Origin of the sequence: Paenibacillus sp. FSL R7-0345 (assembly GCF_038595055.1) — a bacterium.
In the GTDB taxonomy this organism is placed as follows: Bacteria; Bacillota; Bacilli; order Paenibacillales; family Paenibacillaceae; genus Paenibacillus_AQ.
The window spans coordinates 6,471,267-6,490,775 of record NZ_CP152002.1 but is presented as its reverse complement, the minus strand read 5'-3'; the positions used below and the strand labels follow the sequence as shown (position 1 = coordinate 6,490,775).

Annotated in this window: 17 protein-coding genes; all 17 read left to right on the top strand. The window is 49.3% G+C overall.

The window, feature by feature from the left end; all coding sequences use genetic code 11:
- Window positions 1–2 precede the first annotated feature (2 nt).
- The 17 genes from csrA (at window position 3) to argF (ending at window position 19,414) form a co-directional block, all read left to right on the top strand.
- Window positions 3–236 carry a carbon storage regulator CsrA gene (gene csrA / locus NST84_RS28160; protein ID WP_342563311.1) on the top strand — a complete coding sequence of 78 codons (234 nt, stop codon included), beginning with the start codon at window positions 3–5 and terminating at the stop codon, window positions 234–236.
- A 144-nt stretch (window positions 237–380) separates the two neighbouring features.
- Window positions 381–2,480, top strand: a complete 2,100-nt coding sequence (locus NST84_RS28155) for a flagellin (protein ID WP_342563310.1) — start codon at window positions 381–383, stop codon at window positions 2,478–2,480.
- 155 nt (window positions 2,481–2,635) lie between these two features.
- Window positions 2,636–3,025 carry a flagellar protein FlaG gene (locus NST84_RS28150; RefSeq protein WP_342563309.1) on the top strand — a complete coding sequence of 130 codons (390 nt, stop codon included), beginning with the start codon at window positions 2,636–2,638 and terminating at the stop codon, window positions 3,023–3,025.
- Window positions 3,026–3,049: 24 nt separating this feature from the next.
- Window positions 3,050–4,531 carry a flagellar filament capping protein FliD gene (gene fliD / locus NST84_RS28145; protein ID WP_342563308.1) on the top strand — a complete coding sequence of 494 codons (1,482 nt, stop codon included), beginning with the start codon at window positions 3,050–3,052 and terminating at the stop codon, window positions 4,529–4,531.
- A gap of 35 nt (window positions 4,532–4,566) precedes the next feature.
- The gene (gene fliS, locus NST84_RS28140; protein ID WP_342563307.1) at window positions 4,567–4,959 is read left to right on the top strand and encodes a flagellar export chaperone FliS; all 393 of its coding nucleotides are present in this window, start codon (window positions 4,567–4,569) and stop codon (window positions 4,957–4,959) included.
- The gene (locus NST84_RS28135) at window positions 4,952–5,287 is read left to right on the top strand and encodes a hypothetical protein (protein WP_342563306.1); all 336 of its coding nucleotides are present in this window, start codon (window positions 4,952–4,954) and stop codon (window positions 5,285–5,287) included. The genes fliS and NST84_RS28135 overlap by 8 nt, the downstream gene beginning before the upstream one ends.
- A gap of 222 nt (window positions 5,288–5,509) precedes the next feature.
- A complete protein-coding gene (locus tag NST84_RS28130; RefSeq protein ID WP_019915069.1) occupies window positions 5,510–5,707 on the top strand; it encodes a cold shock domain-containing protein in 198 nt (65 codons plus the stop codon).
- A gap of 510 nt (window positions 5,708–6,217) precedes the next feature.
- Window positions 6,218–7,645: an S-layer homology domain-containing protein gene (locus NST84_RS28125; protein ID WP_342563305.1), complete on the top strand. Its 1,428-nt coding sequence runs from the start codon at window positions 6,218–6,220 to the stop codon at window positions 7,643–7,645.
- Between the two features lie 258 nt (window positions 7,646–7,903).
- The gene (gene raiA / locus NST84_RS28120) at window positions 7,904–8,455 is read left to right on the top strand and encodes a ribosome-associated translation inhibitor RaiA (protein ID WP_342563304.1); all 552 of its coding nucleotides are present in this window, start codon (window positions 7,904–7,906) and stop codon (window positions 8,453–8,455) included.
- A 296-nt stretch (window positions 8,456–8,751) separates the two neighbouring features.
- Window positions 8,752–11,259, top strand: a complete 2,508-nt coding sequence (secA, locus tag NST84_RS28115; protein ID WP_342563303.1) for a preprotein translocase subunit SecA — start codon at window positions 8,752–8,754, stop codon at window positions 11,257–11,259.
- A gap of 458 nt (window positions 11,260–11,717) precedes the next feature.
- Window positions 11,718–12,831 (top strand): peptide chain release factor 2 gene (gene prfB / locus NST84_RS28110; RefSeq protein WP_342563302.1). Its coding sequence is split into 2 segments (ribosomal slippage): window positions 11,718–11,789 and window positions 11,791–12,831, totalling 1,113 coding nucleotides; the frame shifts between segments, so codons are not numbered across the junction.
- A 52-nt stretch (window positions 12,832–12,883) separates the two neighbouring features.
- On the top strand, window positions 12,884–13,768 hold the full coding sequence (locus NST84_RS28105; protein ID WP_342563301.1) for a YitT family protein: 885 nt from the start codon (window positions 12,884–12,886) through the stop codon (window positions 13,766–13,768).
- Window positions 13,769–13,926: 158 nt separating this feature from the next.
- Window positions 13,927–14,976 (top strand): N-acetyl-gamma-glutamyl-phosphate reductase, encoded by a 1,050-nt coding sequence (gene argC / locus NST84_RS28100; RefSeq protein WP_342563300.1) that lies wholly within the window; start codon window positions 13,927–13,929, stop codon window positions 14,974–14,976.
- A gap of 21 nt (window positions 14,977–14,997) precedes the next feature.
- On the top strand, window positions 14,998–16,230 hold the full coding sequence (gene argJ / locus NST84_RS28095) for a bifunctional ornithine acetyltransferase/N-acetylglutamate synthase (protein WP_342563299.1): 1,233 nt from the start codon (window positions 14,998–15,000) through the stop codon (window positions 16,228–16,230).
- Window positions 16,231–16,270: 40 nt separating this feature from the next.
- Window positions 16,271–17,074 carry an acetylglutamate kinase gene (argB, locus tag NST84_RS28090; protein WP_342563298.1) on the top strand — a complete coding sequence of 268 codons (804 nt, stop codon included), beginning with the start codon at window positions 16,271–16,273 and terminating at the stop codon, window positions 17,072–17,074.
- Window positions 17,075–17,177: 103 nt separating this feature from the next.
- Complete coding sequence (locus NST84_RS28085; RefSeq protein ID WP_342563297.1) at window positions 17,178–18,464, top strand: aspartate aminotransferase family protein; 1,287 nt, start codon at window positions 17,178–17,180, stop codon at window positions 18,462–18,464.
- Complete coding sequence (argF, locus tag NST84_RS28080) at window positions 18,461–19,414, top strand: ornithine carbamoyltransferase (RefSeq protein ID WP_342563296.1); 954 nt, start codon at window positions 18,461–18,463, stop codon at window positions 19,412–19,414. The genes NST84_RS28085 and argF overlap by 4 nt, the downstream gene beginning before the upstream one ends.
- Window positions 19,415–19,509 lie beyond the last annotated feature (95 nt).

Sequence of the window (19,509 nt, the reverse complement as noted above, 5' to 3'; positions counted from 1 at the left end):
TTATGCTCGTGTTAACCCGCAAAAAAGGCGAATCCATTATCATACAAGACAATATTGAAATTACAATTTTGGCGGTAGAAGGAGATAGTGTTAAGGTAGGGATTTCAGCCCCTAGGCATGTGGATATTTTCAGGCAGGAAGTATATTTGTCTATCAAGGAAGCCAATAAAGAGTCGACGGCAACAAACGTTGTGAATCTAAATGCATTAATTGAACGCATGCGGCCGCAAAAATAAATTTCAAAATTTGCAAATTAACTATTAACAATAATAGCGAGAAGACGATATATATATTAGGCACTGATCGGCAGGGCGGCCGACCTTAACGGCAGTGCTTACCACATGGATGTGGACAAACCAATTTCAGGGAGGAAATACACAATGATTATCAATCACAATATCACGGCGCAGAATACGCACCGCCAACTGAGCACTAACACTGCTAACCAGAGCAAGAACATCGAGAAGCTGTCTTCCGGTCTTCGTATTAACCGTGCAGGCGACGACGCAGCAGGTCTGGCAATTTCCGAAAAAATGCGCGGTCAGATCCGCGGTTTGGATCAGGCTGCCCGTAACTCGCAGGATGCTATCTCTATGATTCAGACTGCTGAAGGTGCTTTGAATGAAACTCACTCCATTCTTCAACGTATGCGTGAACTTTCCGTTCAATCCGCAAACGGTACGAATACAGATAGCGACCGCAAGAGCATTCAGGACGAAGTGAACCAGTTGGCTGATGAAATCAACCGTATCAGTAACACTACTGAGTTCAATACTCAGAAGCTGATCAATGGTTCGAAGGACAAAACCGAAACAGTAGCTGCAACTAAAAATGCTTCGTCTATTGCTGCAATTGGCATCGGAACCGACGCTTTCGAAGTTAGAACAGCTGCAACCGAAGGTACAGCAACTGGTGCAGTTCTTGATGGATCCACAAAGATCCACCAAGGAACTGTAGCTGAGTATACGTTTGGGAAGCTTACTAGTTCTGGCGGCACGGATACTACTTACTCTGCTGCTACGTCATTGCCAGGCTCCAACGAATTTACACTTTCTATCAACGGTAGTGTTCGTTCATTTACAGTAGGTGCCACTGCAGATGACACTGCATTTGCAGCGGCGTTTGAAACGGCGTTGGAAGCTGCTTTTAACCGTGCTAAAGATGGTAGTGCAGTTGAGACTGGCGCTGCTTTGACCAACCATGACTTCTCCGTTGGATTCGAGGGCGGAAAGCTGGTAATTAAAGATGATGTTCTCAATAAGGGAGCAAATAGCCGTATTGATCTTATTGGTGGTAATGGTACTAATGCTTTGTCCAGCGCTGCAGATCTTAAAGAATACGGCGAGGCTGCTAATAATCAATTGAAAATCAACTATGTTGATGGCGGTGTGGCAAAAACAGTAACTGCTACTGTAGCTGATGGTACCTATAACACTGCTGCTGACCTTGCGGCAGCACTTGAAACCGCTGCTGATACTGCTCTAGGCGCAGACGCTGCTAAAGTTACCTTTAGTGCAGAAGCTGGTGCAAATAAGAACATTACAGTTGCTACAACCTTGACAGGAGCTGGTAATGGTGTGGCTTCCTTTGGTGGTTCCGCAGCAGCATTTACAGGACTGATCTCGGAAGGTTCTTCCGTTGAATTAGGGAAGAATGCAAATAATAAGTTCGATGTTCAAATTGACGGAAAGAATTATACTGCTGAAATCGCAGCTGGTGATTATACGGATAAGGATCAGCTGGCCTCCCAAATCCAGAAGGCCATTAATGATCAAATCACAGCTTTGGGCGGTGCTTCTGCAAAACCTGTAGAAGTTAAAGCGCTCCAAGTAGCTGATACTGACCGGGTACGTTTCCAAATTACAAGCGGAACTGAAGGCGAACAAAGTACTATCAAGTTCTCTAACGTTGCAAGTAATGATGGCTTGAAAGATATTGGTTTCGATACAGCACTTGCAAAAGGAGAAAACGGTAAAGATGCATCCGTAAATTTCCATATCGGAGCTAATGCAGGTCAGAACCTTTCGTTAGCGATTGGAGATATGAGATCTGCCGCTCTTGGTATCACATCATCGTCCAACTCTGCGAATCAAACAGCAACACTAACAGATGGATCGGTAGTAGATGTAAATTATAGCAGTGCAAGCAAAGTAAAGAATGGAACTGCTGATGAATATGTTATCGACGTTTCCAATAAAGATACTGCAAATAATGCAATCACTGTAATTAACAATGCTATTGAAATGGTATCCAGCGAAAGAAGTAAACTGGGCGCTAACCAGAACCGTCTGGAGCACACTATCAATAACCTGAGCACTTCTTCCGAAAACCTGACTGCCGCTGAATCCCGTGTTCGCGATGTAGACATGGCTAAGGAAATGATGTCCCAGACTAAGAACTCCATCCTTGCTCAGGCTGCTCAAGCTATGCTTGCTCAAGCTAACCAACAGCCGCAAGGCGTACTGCAATTGCTTCGTTAAGATTTATAGCAAGAAAGGGCTCTGGTCAATCCAGAGCCCTTTTTGTGTTGAGCATTCATCCATAATGAATAAATATATATTGACAGTTGTATTAATTTGCAAACGGAAAAGGCCGATATATAGACTATACACGAGTGATACCGGGGGGGTGCTTTATGGAGATTCAACCTGTTAATTCATTTAATCAGTTTAGTAACAGTGGACGCACCTCAAATTCAGCTTCACAAGCGGGGAAGTTATCTGGGGCTGCATCCGTTGATCCGATCAGAAGCGGTGACCAGATGAAGCGGTTAGCTGTTCAGGGTGTTGCCTTTTCGGTAGGCGAAGAACAGGTAATTAAAGCTTTGGATAAAGCACTGAAGGCTTTGGAAGGCCCTGAGAAAAGCTTTGAAGTTAGTGTTCACAAAGAAACTAAGGCAATTATGGTGAAGGTGCTGAACAAAGAAACTGGGGAACTAATCAGAGAAATTCCTTCTGAAAAAACACTGGATATTGTAGCAAATATGATGCATATTGCCGGGATCCTGGTGGATGAAAAAGTATAAGCTGTTATTGAAGGGAGTGCAAGCATGGCGATTAGGGTAAGCGGGATGTCCTCGGGGTTAGATGTTGAGGGTATTGTAAAGGAAATGATGGCTGCAAGAAGACAACCTCTGACCAAGCTGAATCAGAATAAAACGATTTTGGAATGGCAAAGAGACAGCTACCGGGAGATAAACAGCAAGCTTGTTGATTTTCGTAATAATAAGCTGTTGGCTAAATATGATAATTCTGCTTCTATGATTACTCAAAAGGCTGTTGTTACAGGTAATACGTCTGCACTAAAGGCTGAGGCAACATCTGAGGCTAACGGTATACCAATGACTATTGAAATTATCAAACTTGCAAAACCGGCTACCGTGGAAACAGCAGGAATGAATTTAGCCGGTTCAAGCACGCGGCTAACTGCCAGTTCTAAGCTTTCTGATCTTCAAAAGGCTAATAATATCACAGCTCCTGCAGATGGTAAGTATAGAATTACTTTAAACGGTGACACGCTCGAATTTGATGCTAGCATTACTATAAATGATGCGCTGGCGAAAATTAATAAGTCGGAGAAAGGCAATGTAACAGCAAAGTTCGATGAAGTGACTGGGAAATTGACTATAGCTTCCAAGACTTATAGTGAACAAGGTAAAGTTGCTAGAGGGACAAATGATACGTTTTTAGCTCTATTTGGCTCGGGTACTGTGAATGAAACGGGCTATCAAGCTGCTAAGGTGAAGATAAACAATAGTTCCGAAGAAATTTCTTTCGCCAGCAATACCTTCAAAATCAATGGTATTAATGTAACACTTCTGGCTGAGAATACAACAGCTACTATTAATACTGAGACAGACACATCAAAGGCTGTTGAAACGGTGAAGAGTTTTATTCAGGACTATAATGATTTAATCAATACTCTAACTACTAAAGTAAACGAGGAGCGTTACAAAGACTTTACGCCCCTAACTGATGAACAGAAGCAAGCCATGAAGGAAAATGACATTGAACTGTGGGAAAAGAAAGCAAAGAGTGGTTTACTTAAAAATGATGATGTTCTTAAGTCAACAATCTCATCTATGCGTGCAGCAGTTATGGAGCAACTTGGTGCCCTCAGTAATGTTGGGGTAACAACAGGGCTATACTATGAGAATGGTAAGCTCATCCTGGATGAAACGAAGCTAAAGCAAGCTTTTGAGAATAATCCGCAGGGCACAGCTGCTATTTTTCAAGGCACAGCAACTCAAGGGGGATTGTTCGACAAGTTATCAAGTGAAATCAATGGTACTTTAGATAAACTGGTATTGAAAGCAGGGACTTCTAAATATTCTACGGACTTGACAGTTACATTTAAGACTGAGAGTACAATGGGTAAACGATTAAAAGACTTCAATACACAGATTGCTAATCTGACGGATAGACTCACTGATATAGAAAACAACTACTACAAAAAGTTTACAGCGATGGAAACAGCGATGTCACAGTATAACAGCCAGTCATCCAGCTTAAGTAGCTTGTTCACCTCGTAACCAAAAATTAATAAAGATGAAGGAGTAAGCTAATAATGATAATAACATCTCCTTATGAGAAATACCGTCAATCGGCCGTATCTACATCCAGCCCATCACAATTGCTGCTGATGTTGTATGATGGAGCCATTCGTTTTGGTCGAGCTGCTTTGGAAGGAATAGAAACCGCAGATTATAGCGGGTTAAGTATAAATGTAGGCAAAGCCCGGGCAATCGTCAAGGAGTTAACAAATACTTTAGATGCATCTTATGAAGTCTCCGCAGGACTGAAATCCATGTATGAATACATTGATCATTTATTATCGGAAACTAATATTAATAAATCCAAGACGGCCGGTGAAGAAGCCATCGGATACCTCTTGGAGCTTCGCCAGACCTTTGCACAAGCTGCGAAAATGTCTGCAGGTCAAGCGCAACAGCATGGATAAGCTGCTACAGGGGCTAGAGGAGCTAACATTGGAGATTCTTTCAAGACCAATAGATGCCCCTCATGAGGAGCTGGAGCATTTCGTACATGAACGGCAGAAATTTGTAGATTTAATAGCAAATAAGGTCGAAAAATGTCAATTGACTTCTGCGCAAAAAGCAGTATTAGGTCGGATTCTGGAACACGACCCTGCTATTGTAGCCCGAATGAACGCCCACCGGTTAGAGGCCCGGGACTGGCTGCAGAAACGCAACCAAGCCAAAACCCAACGTAACGCCTACGAGGCCGCCTACACCCCCGACAGTATCCTAATGGACCGCAAAAAATAACACTCTTGATGTTTCATCTCAGGAGCAGACGGGTATTATATAGCGTCTGCTCCTTTTTGATGAAATGATCACATTTGAAGCAACTTTATTTTAAATTAATGGGTGGTAAATTATTGAAAGTAAACATTTACTTTTCCAATTGACAATGAAGAAGCTGCGGTGGTATAGTCGAGTTGTGGGCAAGACTCACGTTCATCTGATGACGAAGGGAATGTTTAATCAATGGAAGGTAAAGTTAAATGGTTTAACGCAGAAAAAGGCTATGGCTTCATCGAAACTGCCGATGGTGGCGACGTATTCGTACACTTCTCCGCAATCCAAACTGATGGTTTCAAGACTTTGGATGAAGGTCAATCCGTAGAGTTTGACATCGTTGAAGGCGCACGCGGACCACAAGCAGCTAACGTCATCAAATTATAATCATCCGGCGAAGCCGACCTACATATATGGTAGATGGTTAGCAATTTAGACAACGCTAGCAGAGACCCTGGGATTCTCCCGGGGTCTTTTTTTGTTTTGTAAGCGCTAATTTGTCTCTGAAAATCGATAGCTAACATCAATTTCCAGTTTATTGTTAGAGTCATGCAAAATTTGGGTAATAACAGACGTTGGGCCTACGATCTTGCCTCGATGCAGACTATTCGTGCTTAGGCGTATGGTTAGAGAAGGGTGTGAAAACGATACTCCCGCAGCCAATGCCCACCGGCGGTGAAGAAGAAGTTATACACAAAGTGTGAACGAATGAATTTCATCATACTGCCTAAGTGAGAGAACAACAGAATGCTTCTGAAGCAGGTGCTGTATTTAATGCGTTATGTGTGCGGAGGCCAACAAATGTAAGCGTACGCTTCCGGAAATGAGTTTGTGCGGTTATGGTAAGTAACCATGGAGGTGTACGCATAAAAAACTTTTAGGAGGATGGATAGCAGAATGAAGAAAATGTGGCGTGGTTTAATGACTGGCATACTCGGAATCAGCATGTTGTTCGGCGCTCTTGGAAGTGTATCTGCAGCAACGGCTAAGGATATTCAGGGGCACTGGGCGCAGAGTCAACTGCAGGACTGGCTCGATAAAGGCTACCTCCAGGGCTATGCTGACGGGACGGTAAAGCCGAATAATGCGATTACCCGTGGTGAATATGTTGCGCTGGTAAACCGTTTATTTGGATTTACGGACACGGCAGCAATTACCTTTACAGATCTCAAGAGCTCAAATTGGGCTTACAGCGAAGTAGCCAAGGCTGTGAGAGCCGGATATATTGGCGGATATGAAAATAATACTTTCCGTGCTACCAGTCCGATTACCCGTCAGGAAGCTGCGGTAATTACCGCAAAGCTGCTGAGCTTGAACACAAACAGCACAACGCTGACGTTCAAGGATAGCGCGCAAATTGCCTCATGGGCCAAAGGAGCGGTTGCAGCAGCGGCCGCCAAGAGCATTATTAACGGTTATCCGGATGGAACCTTCGGGCCGAAAAAGGCACTGACCAGAGCTGAAGCCGTAGGGATCATTGGTAACTCAGCTGCGAATAAGCCTGGTACAGGCAGCACAGTCACGCCTACTCCAACCCCGACAGCTACGCCATCTGCAACGGCTTCTCCAACGCCGACAGCAACTCCTGCCGGCTCAACTGGCGGAGGTAGCGGCGGAGGTGGAGGCGGCGGAGGTGGAAGCACCGCACCAACCGTTAGCAATATAACGTACGGACAGGTAGGATCTGTTACTGCTGATGTGTATTTGACTCCGTCAGTAACAGGCGCTGTTTATTATGTTGTCGCTCCTTACAGCAGCACTGCACTCCTTCCGACAAACCTGCAGGTGCGTGATGGTCTGACCGCTGCCGGATCGGCAGGTGTGAACGCCGGTAAGACGGCTGCTACCGCCGGCAGCACTGTATCCTTCTCGGTTTATGGATTGCAGCCAGCCACAGAATACACGACCTACATTGCGGTTGCTGATACTGCAGGGAACTGGTCAGGCGTATATACATTACGGTTAGCTACAGCTTCTGCCAGTGGAGGAGTTATTACTGAGCTCAGCCCGGGTTCTATGGGGACAGTGACAGCCGATGTTTATGTGACCTATGGTCAGACGGGTGGTACCGCTACACCAGTACGGTACGTGGTGCTTCCGGCCGATGCTACCCAGCCTACTGCAGCACAGATATTAGCAGGGCAAAACAGCTCCGGAGCACAGCTTGCTGCACCTTGGAGCGGCGGAGTTACACCGGTGCCGGGAGTAAGAGAGACACTGGCACTAAGTGGTCTTACGGCTAATACTGCCTATAAAGTATATGTCATTGCAGGCAGCGGGACATCTTTGTCACCGATAGAAATATTGCGGATTCATACAAAATAGCCCTTAAAGCAAATAGTGTTCGTAAACAGGCGTTCTTAAGCTGTTTGCTATTATAATTTCGTTCATTTCAGGAATAATATAAGCGGCTGAACAGGGTCCGGATGTGGGCAGGCTGATTGCCCCGTCCGGACTTTGTTTATTTGTAAGTATGCCTTGCTATAAGTTATGTAAGGTAAATGTAAAGTCTGTAATGAATTGCTTTTTACTTAGCGCTGACAATTTGGTATAATGGGAACGTAAACAAAGGAGGAGTGCCCTATGCAATTCAGCATTCGAGGTCAACAAATTGAAGTGACAGATGCTTTGAGAGAATATGTTGATAAGAAGCTCAGCAGACTTGAGAAGTATTTCGATGCACCCCCTACCTCAGAAGGATATGTGACGCTTAGCGTAGTGCGCGGCATCCACACGGTGGAAGTCACAATTCCATTAGCTGGTGTAACGCTTCGTGCAGAAGACCGCAGCGACGATATGTATGCATCTATTGATGCTGTTGTGGACAAGCTGGAACGTCAGATCCGCAAGCACAAAACCAAGCTCAACCGTAAGTTCCGTCAGGAAGGCAGCCTGAAGACCATCTTCGTGGAAGAACCGGCAAGTGCCGTGGCTGTCGAGGAACAGGATTACGATGATCTGGAAGTTGTGCGGAACAAACGCTTCACCTTGAAGCCGATGGATGTGGAGGAAGCTATTCTGCAGATGAATATGGTTGGACATAATTTCTTCGTATTCTCCAACATTGAGACTTCTGAAGTAAGCGTTGTTTACAAACGCAATGACGGCAAGTACGGCCTGATCGAACAGGATTAATCTGGTTCACCGGGAACGCCATATGCCGAATGGTCATTGCAGGCAGTATTAATTACAAAAATCAGCCGAGTCCCTATTCGCTTGAAGCGAATAGGGCTCTTATTCGTATAGAAAGAGTGACAATTCAGCGCTTCTGCTATTTTGTAAAATAAGGTTGCGGCTGCTCGTATTGCGGCTTGTCTTACAAACTGTTACAATTTATGAAGCAGCGGAATCGAAATAATATATGGCCCTTTCAATTTTTTATTAAGGATGGGCTCGGTTCCACCATCTGTGTTGCATGAAAGGGGTTAACCATGCTAGGACTTGTAAAGAAAATATTCGGCGACACCAACGAACGCGATGTCAAACGTCTCATGAAGACGGTCGAAATTATTAACGGACTGGAACCTGAATTCGTAGCACTCTCGGATGAGGCGCTTAAGTCGAAGACAGAAGAATTCCGGGCCCGGATTGAAAAGGGCGAGACTTTGGAGGAGATTCTTCCAGAGGCATTTGCAACCGTACGCGAAGCTTCCAAACGGACGCTGGGCATGCGGCATTTTGACGTACAGCTGGTTGGAGGTATGGCGCTGCATGAAGGCCGGATCTCCGAGATGAAGACAGGTGAAGGTAAGACCCTGGTGGGTACTCTGCCGGTTTATCTGAATGCATTGCTCAGCAAGGGTGTGCATGTTGTAACGGTAAACGATTATCTGGCTCAGCGCGACAGTGCGCAAATGGCACAAATCTATAACTTCCTGGGCATGACGGTCGGGGTTAACCTGAACGGTATGGACCATGCTGATAAACAACAAGCTTATGCCTGCGATATTACGTATGGTACTAATAATGAATTTGGTTTTGACTATCTGCGTGACAACATGGTGCTCTATAAAGAGCAAATGGTACAACGCCCGCTATATTTCTGTATTATTGATGAAGTGGACTCCATTCTGATCGACGAAGCGCGTACTCCGCTGATTATTTCCGGACAAGCCGAGAAATCGACAGAGCTGTACTATGCAGCAGACCGTTTTGTTAAAAAGCTGACGGCTGAAGAAGATTACACTGTTGATATTAAAGTGAAGTCGGTAGCTTTGACTGAGAAAGGCGTGGCTACGGCTGAACGCGCTTTTGGCGTTGAGAACCTGTATGACCACAGCCACGTAACGCTGAACCATCATATCGTGCAGGCGCTTAAGGCAAATGTCATTATGCGCCGTGACGTCGATTATGTGGTGAACGGTGATGAGGTTGTTATCGTCGATGAGTTCACCGGACGTCTGATGGCTGGCCGCCGTTACAGCGACGGGCTGCATCAGGCGATTGAGGCTAAGGAAGAAATCCAGGTGCAGAACGAGAGCATGACGCTGGCTACAATCACCTTCCAGAACTACTTCCGGATGTACCGCAAACTGGGCGGTATGACAGGTACTGCGAAGACGGAAGAAGAAGAATTCAAGAAGATTTACGGCCTGGAAGTGCTGCAGGTACCGACGAACAAACCGAACCAGCGTGAGGATATGCCTGACGTTGTCTATAAGAGTGAGAACGGTAAATTTAATGCGGTAGTAGCAGAAATCGTAGAACGCCACAAAAAGAACCAGCCGGTGCTGGTAGGTACGGTGTCGATCGAGAACTCTGAACGTGTATCTGACATGCTGAAGCGTAAGGGCATCAAGCACCAGGTGCTGAATGCCAAGCATCATGAATCGGAAGCGGAGATTATTTCACAAGCCGGTCAGCCGGGAACCGTAACGATTGCCACGAACATGGCTGGACGCGGTACAGATATCACGCTTGGTGATGGCGTTAGAGATGTTGGCGGTCTGCATATCATTGGTACAGAGCGTCATGAATCCCGCCGGATTGATAACCAGTTGCGCGGACGTGCCGGACGCCAGGGTGACCCGGGTTCGACTCAGTTCTATCTGTCACTCGGTGATGAGCTCATGAAGCGCTTTGGCGCCGACAACGTTCTGAACATGATGGACCGTCTGGGATTTGAAGAGGATCAGCCGATTGAGAGCCGGATGATTACCCGTGCTGTCGAATCAGCCCAGAAACGGGTTGAAGGCAATAACTTTGATATCCGTAAAGTCGTTCTGCAATATGATGATGTCATGAACCAGCAGCGTGAAATTATTTATAAACAGCGCCGCGAAATTCTCGAATCCGACAACATCAAGGATGTCGTAACGGAAATGATTAAGCCGGTCATTGACCGTGTAGTCCGCGCTCACTGTGTGGATGATATTCCGGAAAACTGGGAGCTGCAAGAGATTGCCGACTACGTTAACAGCAAGCTGCTTGATGAAGGCGCCCTTACACGTGATGACCTCTGGGGTAAAGAAGTGGAAGAAATCGTTGATTTCATCTTTGACCGTGTTATGCAGAAATACGATGCGCGTGAAGAGCGCCTTGGCGCTGAGCTGGTTCGTGAATTCGAAAAAGTTATCGTGCTCCGTTCTGTAGACAGCAAATGGATGGATCATATTGATGCGATGGATCAGCTCCGTCAAGGGATTCACCTCCGTGCGTACGGCGGTACTGACCCGCTGCGTGAGTATCAATTTGAAGGCTTTGAGATGTTCAACGCCATGACTGCCGCCATCCAGGAGGAAGTCGCTACGTATATTATGAAGGCGCACATCGAAGCCAACCAGGAACGCCAGTCTGTAGTCGAGGAAGACAAAATCTCGACCAACGCTGAGCCGGCTGAAAAGCGTCCTGTGCACGTTGAAGCCGCCATCGGCCGTAACGACCCTTGCCCATGCGGCAGCGGCAAGAAATACAAGAACTGCCACGGCCAGAACGCGTAAGGATATCCCGAACGCTTCAGGCTTATAATGTTAATAAAAGCGGCTGGGCCCGGGGGATTCCCCCGTTTGCGGCCCGGCCGCTTTTTTGGAGTTTTGCGGATCGGGCGATGCAACTGCAGAGGATGAGCTGCGTTCACGAAAAATCTAAAACCAAGGCGGAAGCGGTGGAGGGGAAGTTTGGAACTGTAGGAGCGTTAGCGTCCGCCTGAAAGCTTTTCGCAGAAAAGCTCGCTAAGGAAGCATAGGCTGTCTTCAGATTTCTACCGCGAACAGCGGTTCAAATCAAGAAATCTGAAGACAACAGCGGCCGGAAGTCCAAGCATTCCTCGGATCTGCGTATTAACCGGGTTAGAGGTTTTGCAGTGCCAGCTCTAAGGAGCAGCATTGTTGAGCAGATCCACAAAACCTCCAATCAGCGGCCCCGCGCAATATTTTATTTTGAAAGGTGTAGTGATCCCATGATTGATCCTAGCGTAAAGCAGGACCTGCGTGAAATAGGCAAGAAATTAACCAACCTTAGGGGGTCTCTTTGACTTAGACCTCAAATTGGAAGTCATTGCGAACTTTGAAGAGAAGATGGCTGCGCCCGACTTCTGGAATGACAATGAGCAGGCTCAGGCGGTCATTGGTGAGATGAACGCGGTCAAATCGGTAGTAGACCAGTTCGAGAAGCTGCAGCAGGAATATGATGATGCCTCAATGATGGCGGAGCTGGCCGATGAGGAAGGCGATGAGGAGCTGGCAGCAGAAGTAGCCGGGACAATCCGCACAGTCGCCGGCAAGGTCGATGAGTTCGAGCTGCAGCTGCTGCTGAACCAGCCGTATGATAAGCTGAATGCGATTCTGGAGCTTCATCCGGGCGCCGGCGGAACGGAGTCCCAGGACTGGGGACAGATGCTGCTGCGTATGTATACACGCTGGGCCGAGAAAAACGGCTTCAAGGTTGAAGTACTGGACTACCTGCCGGGCGATGAAGCGGGGATCAAGAGCGTAACGCTGCTGATCAAGGGCTTTAATGCCTACGGCTATCTGAAGACGGAGAAGGGGGTACACCGGCTGGTGCGTATCTCGCCGTTCGACTCTTCCGGCAGACGGCACACCTCGTTTGTTTCCTGCGATGTGGTTCCGGAAATTTCGGATGATGTTGAAGTGGAGATCCGTACAGAGGATCTGAAGATTGATACCTACCGGGCCAGCGGCGCGGGCGGTCAGCACATCAATACTACGGACTCTGCAGTGCGGATTACGCATATTCCTACAGGCGTGGTGGTAACCTGTCAGAATGAACGCTCACAGATCAAGAACCGGGAGCAGGCGATGAAGATGCTGCGCTCCAAGCTATATGAGCAGAAGCTGCAGGAGCAGCAGAAGCAACTGGATGAGATCCGCGGTGAGCAGTCTGATATTGCCTGGGGCAGCCAGATTCGCTCGTATGTATTCCACCCTTACAGCATGGTGAAGGATCACCGTACTTCCGTGGAAACCGGGAACGTGGGAGCGGTAATGGACGGCGATATTAACCTGTTCATTGACGGCTATCTGCGAAGCCAGATCAAGACTGAAGTTGAATAAGCATAACTGGATTTCTACGCGTCCTCGGAGTGTAGTAAGGAGAAGCTAGAGCATGCAAAAAGTCAATTCACGCAACAAACCGCCGCTGATTCCGCTGAACGGGCCGCTGCGCCATACAGTAGATATAGCGTTAATCCTGATCGGTTCCTTGATTACCGGTCTCGGGTTTAATCTTTTTTTCCTGCCGAACCGGATAGCCTCTGGTGGAGTATCCGGCTTATCGGTGCTTGCTGAAGCCTGGTTTGGCGCAGAGCCTGCTTTTACCCAGTGGGCGCTGAACATTCCACTGTTCATCCTGGGGATTATTTTCCTCGGCAAGCAATATGGTATGCGCTCCCTGCTGGGGAGCTTTGTGCTGCCGCTGTTTATCTACCTGACCAAAGATGGCCCGGTCCCGACGACGAATCCGCTGCTGGCTTCTATTTATGGAGGGATCGCAGTAGGACTTGGGCTGGGTCTGGTGTTCCGCGGACGCGGATCAACGGGCGGGCTGACGATTGCAGCGCAGATTATTCAAAAGATTACCGGCTTCAGCTTTTCGCTGTCTGTTGTGCTGCTGGACGGCACGGTTATTACACTGGCTGCGTTTGTGCTGGGCATGGAACAGGCAATGTATGCACTGATTGGCCTGTTCGTAACCGGGAGAGTGATTAATGCCCTGGAAATGGGCTTTAGTGTGACCAAGGTGGCTTATATCATTTCGGATCATACAGAGGCGATATCCCAGGCAATTCTAAATGATCTGGACCGCGGACTGACCAAGCTGAATGCGCAAGGCGGCTATACCGGTGATAACCGGATTGTGCTGATGGCGGTTGTCGGCCAGAATGAGATCACCCGGCTAAAAGCGATTGTCCGCTCCGTCGATCCGGGCGCGTTCGTGATTATAACAGAGGCCCACGAGGTACTCGGTGAAGGATTTAAAAGAGAAGCGTAGAGGCTCCAATGGAGAAGTCTGCGCTTCTCTTTCTTATATAACGGTCCTCCCAATAAACTTAACGTTACATGTTGTATTTATATTAATTCAGTCGTATAATAATACATATTTGCAGGACGGTATGCATGAATAGAAACAGTTAGAAAGCGGGGATGACAGTGGCAGGCAAGCTGAGAGCGGCGATAGTGGGGTCTACAGGATATGGTGGTGTGGAGCTGATCAGGCTTTTGCAGAACCACCCGGATATTGAGATTACTTCCGTAATCTCCTCATCAAGCGCCGGAGAGCCGATCGAGCTCGGTTTTCCGCATTTGACGGGAATTGTAGAGCGGAAGCTGGACGGAGTAGATCCGGCTGAGATTGCGGGCAGGGCAGATGTAGTTTTCACGGCGACTCCCTCCGGGGTCAGCGCCAAGCTGGTGCCGCAGCTGCTGGAAGCGGGTCTGAAGGTCGTCGATCTGTCCGGTGACTTCCGGCTGAAGGATGGCGCAGAGTATGAGCAATGGTATAAACACACGGCTCCGCCGGCGGCTTACCTTGAGCAGGCATTCTACGGATTATGCGAGGTATATGGTGAACGCGCTGCCGGGGTGGATTTTATATCCAATCCGGGCTGTTATCCGACCGCTACGCTGCTGGGACTGATTCCTGCGGTGGAGGCAGGCTGGATCAAGCCGGAGAGCATTATTATTGATGCGAAGTCAGGTATTTCGGGAGCGGGACGCGGAGTGAATCTGGGCGTTCATTATGCCGAGGTCAATGAGAATCTCAAAGCCTATAAAGTCAACAAGCATCAGCATATTCCGGAGATTGAACAGGTGCTTACAGATATCTCAGGTGAAAAAGTAACGGTGACGTTCACGACCCATATGGTACCGATGACCCGTGGAATTATGAGTACGATGTATGCAGGAATGAACGGGGCTTATAGCGAGCAGGATTTTGTGGAATTATACCGTAAGTATTATGCAGGCAGATCTTTTGTGCGTATCCGCGAGGCAGGAGTGCTTCCCGCAACCAAAGAGGTCAGCGGCTCGAATTATTGCGATATCGGCTTCTCGGCAGATGCCCGTACAGGACGGGTAACGATTGTGTCTGTCATTGACAACATCGTTAAAGGCGCAGCAGGGCAGGCGATTCAGAACCTGAATTTGATGATGGGATGGGAGGAAACCCGCGGCCTAGGTTACACACCAGTGTATCCGTAAAGCGCAGCGGTCAAACATACAATGAGCATAACTCAGCTATATACTGTCGTGGAGGGCGGAAGCATTACCGCACCAAAAGGTTTTACCTCTGCTGGACTGCACTGCGGCCTCAAAAAAACAACCCGTAACGATCTTGGAGTCATTCTCTGCGAGGTTCCGGCAACAGCCGCGGCTGTGTATACAACGAATGTATTCCAGGCTGCGCCGCTTAAAGTAACCCGGGAAAGTCTGGCGGACGGTACCCTGCAGGCAGTCATCGTAAACAGCGGGAATGCCAATGCCTGCACAGGCGAGCAGGGTGAAAAAGATGCTTACGAGATGCGTGCTGCTGCGGCCAAAGCGCTTGGTGTCAATGAGCTGGATGTTGCCGTTGCCTCAACAGGCGTTATCGGCGAATTACTGAAGATGGACTGTGTGCGCAGCGGGATTACCGGAATTCAGGAGAAGCTGGATGGAGGCGCCTCCGGAGCGGAGGAGTTCAGCCAGGCTATTTTGACAACCGATCTGGTGAAAAAAGAATGCTGCGTCACAGTATCAGTCGGCGGAATAGAGGTAACAATTGCTGGTGCAGCCAAGGGCTCGGGGATGATTCATCCGAATATGGCCACTATGCTTGGCTTCATGACGACGGATGCCCTGATTGACGGGGAAGATCTGCAAAGCCTGCTGCGCACAGCTACTAATACTACTTTTAATATGATAACTGTTGATGGAGATACAAGCACGAATGATATGCTCGTGACGATGGCCAGCGGTCTGGCCGGAAATGAGAAGCTGACGCGTCTGCACGCGGACTGGGATGCTTTTGCTGCGGCGTTTACCTATGTGTGCCAGCATCTGGCCAAGGCGATTGCCCGGGACGGTGAAGGTGCGACCAAACTGATTGAGGTACAGATCAGCGGTGCGGTGCATGATGAGGCGGCAGCTGCGATTGCGAAGACGGTAGTGGGCTCCAGCCTGGTGAAGTCGGCGATTTTTGGGGCGGATGCCAACTGGGGGCGGATTATTGCTGCTGTTGGACGTGCCGGAGTACCGGTATCGCCCGAAAAGGTTGATATTTCGCTTGGGGAGATTGCGGTGCTGCGCCAGTCGCGGCCTGTAGCTTTTGATGAGGAGCAGGCTCTGCACTATCTGCAAAAGACTGATACCGTACTGATTACCGTAAAGCTTGCTGACGGCGAAGGTAAAGCTACAGCCTGGGGCTGTGACCTCACTTATGATTATGTACGTATTAATGCTGCGTACCGTACCTGACGGGCGGCTGGTATAAGACCATAGGGAGGGTACAGAATCGATGAGCGAGCTAAATATAGAAAAGCTGTTTGTGATGAAATGCGGCGGGAGTACGCTGGCTGCGCTGCCGGATTCTTTTTTTGAGGATCTGCGGGCGCTGCAGGGCAGCGGGGTTAAGCCTGTAATTGTACACGGCGGAGGGCCGGCGATTTCGGATAATCTGGCGAAGCTGGGGATTGAGAGCAGCTTTGTAAATGGTCTGCGGGTGACGACAGAGGAAGTGCTGGATGTTGTAGAGATGACGCTGGCCGGAAGCATCAACAAGGCGATTGTCCGCAGAATCCAGGGCAGCGGCGGGCAGGCGCTTGGTTTGTCCGGCGTTGACGGCAATCTGATTCTGGCACGGCCTGTAGCCAACAGCGATGAGGTAGGGCAGGTCGGCGAGGTGATTGAGGTTAAGGCGGAGATCGTAAAAGGAATTCTCGCACTCGGCTACATTCCGGTTATCGCACCGATCGGCGTGGATGCTGCGGGGCAGCGTTACAATATTAATGCGGATACGGCGGCGGGAGCGGTGGCCTCTTTTGTCGAATCGCCTTCGATGATTGTGGTCACTGACGTTCCGGGCATTATGCGCACAATGGATGGTGAAAAGGTTGTACTTCCATCAGTCACAGTGACGCAGATTGAAGAGCTGATTGCCAGCGGTGAAATTTACGGCGGTATGATCCCTAAAGTGCGCGCCGCGATGGACTGTATTCAGGGCAGCGTGTCCGAAGTCGTTATCGTAGACGGCAAAGAGCCTCAGGTGCTGAGCCGCGTGCTGGGCGGGGAGAAGCTGGGGACGAGAATTATCCGTTCGTAGTTTGGTAAGATAGAGTGGACACAAGCCGAGCCGGAAGTCAGGTGTTATCAAAATATAGCGCTGCCGGTTTACCGGAAGCAGCATGGTGGGAGAGTGACTAAGAATGAGTGAGCTTACACAGGCGGAAAAAGATTCTTTAACAGGGGCTGCGGATACCCGTTCAGGGGAAACGGAGGTTCAGGAGGCTGCTCCTGCCAAGCTGAGTGCGGTATTCCCGTCCTACGCCAGATATGATCTGAGTCTGGTTAAGGGCAAAGGCAGCTGGGTCTGGGACGACCAGGGTAACAAGTATCTTGATTTCATGTGCGGGCTGGCGGTAACCAGTCTGGGGCACGCTCCGGAGAAGGTTGGCGCAAAGCTGAAGGAGCAGATTGATACGCTGTGGCATGTGTCGAATCTGTTCCATATTCCGGGACAGGACCGGGTAGCAGCGTTACTTACGGGTAATAGCTGTGCTGATCAGGTGTTCTTTTGCAACAGCGGTGCGGAGGCGAATGAGGCTGCAATCAAGCTGGCCCGCCGTTATCATCAGAAAGTGAAGGGCACGGGACGCTACGAGATCATTACGTTTGAGCAGTCCTTCCATGGTCGTACTCTGGCGACGCTGACAGCCACCGGACAGCAGAAGGTAAAAGAGGGCTTCCTGCCGCTCCCGGAGGGCTTCAAGACGGTGCCTCTGCATGATCTGACGGCGCTGAAGGCGGCCATTACGGACAATACTGCAGCCATCATGCTGGAGATGATCCTGGCCGAAGGCGGCGTGCTGGAGGTACAGCAGGAATTCCTCGATGCTGTAGTTGAGCTGTGCAACGAGCATGGCCTGCTGCTGATCGTGGATGAAGTGCAGACCGGCATGGGCCGTACAGGCAAGCTGTTTGCGCATCAGCACTACGGTATTGAGCCGGATATTTTCACGCTGGCCAAAGGCGTAGCAAGCGGATTCCCGGCAGGCGTTATGCTGGGCAAAGGATATCTGCGCGATGCGTTCAGCCCGGGCAGCCATGCCAGCACCTTCGGCGGTACGCCGCTGGCGGCAGCGGTGATGGAAGCTACTATTGAGACGATGCTCGAAGACGAGCTGCCGCAGCGCGCTGAGGAGATGGGCGAATACCTGCGCGGCTTGCTCAGAGAGAAGCTGGCAGATACGCCTTTTGTGAAAGAAGTGCGCGGTAAAGGCCTCTTGATCGGAATCGAATGTACAGATGCTGTAGGCGATATTGTACTGGCGGGACAGAAGCAGGGGCTGCTGTTCGTGCAGGCCGGACCGAATGTGATCCGCCTGCTGCCTAATTTATATGTGGGCCGTGATGAGATCAACCAGGCGGTGGACATTCTTGTCCCGCTGATTCATACTTATGCTAACCAAGCAGACGGGGAGGTACATTCATGAGCGATAAGCTAACTATCGCACAGCAGCTCAAAGGCCGTGATCTGCTGGAGCTGAACGATTACAGCCCGGAAGAAATCACGTACCTGATTGATCTGGCTATCGAGCTGAAGAAGAAGCAAAAAAACGGCGAGGTTTACCAGCCGCTGAAGGGCAAGACAATCGGACTTATTTTTGAAAAATCCTCGACCCGCACACGCGTGTCCTTCGAGGTAGGCATGTATCAGCTTGGCGGTCATGCACTGTTCCTGAGCAAAAATGACATCCAGCTCGGCCGCGGCGAAACCGTAGGCGATACGGCTCAGGTAATGTCCCGTTATCTCGACGGGATTATGATCCGCACCTTCGGCCATGATAAGGTGGAAGATCTGGCCCGCTACGCCTCTGTCCCTGTGATCAACGGCCTGAGCGATCTGGCGCACCCTTGTCAGGTGCTGGCTGACTATCAGACCGTCTACGAGCATAAGGGCAAGCTGAAGGGCCTCAAGCTGGCTTACATAGGCGACGGCAATAACATGGCGCATTCCCTGCTGATTGGCGGCGCCAAGCTTGGCGTACATGTCTCGGTTGCCGGACCGGAAGGCTACGGGCCTGACCCGGCTGTCGTTGCTGAGGCGCGTGAGATCGCCAAAGAGACAGGCGCTAACATCGTCATCACCAACAGCCCGCAGGAAGCCGTACAGGACGCAGACGTTATCTACACTGACGTATGGGCGAGCATGGGCTTCGAAGCCGAACAGCTGGCACGTGAAGCGGCATTCAAGGACTACCAGGTCAACGAGGAGCTCGTTAAAGGCGCAAAGAGCGACTACCTGTTCCTGCACTGCCTGCCGGCCCACCGTGAGGAAGAGGTCAGCACGAGCGTAATCGACGGACCGAACTCGGTCATCTTCGACCAGGCTGAGAACCGCCTGCATGCGCAGAAGGCGCTTATGGCTGCTTTGATGGGCTAATTGCAGATTTGAACCTGCAAAGGCCTTAAAGGTCTTATACTATATAAAAAACTATATAGGATGGTTTTTGAATTATGCGTTAGATTCCGGTGCTA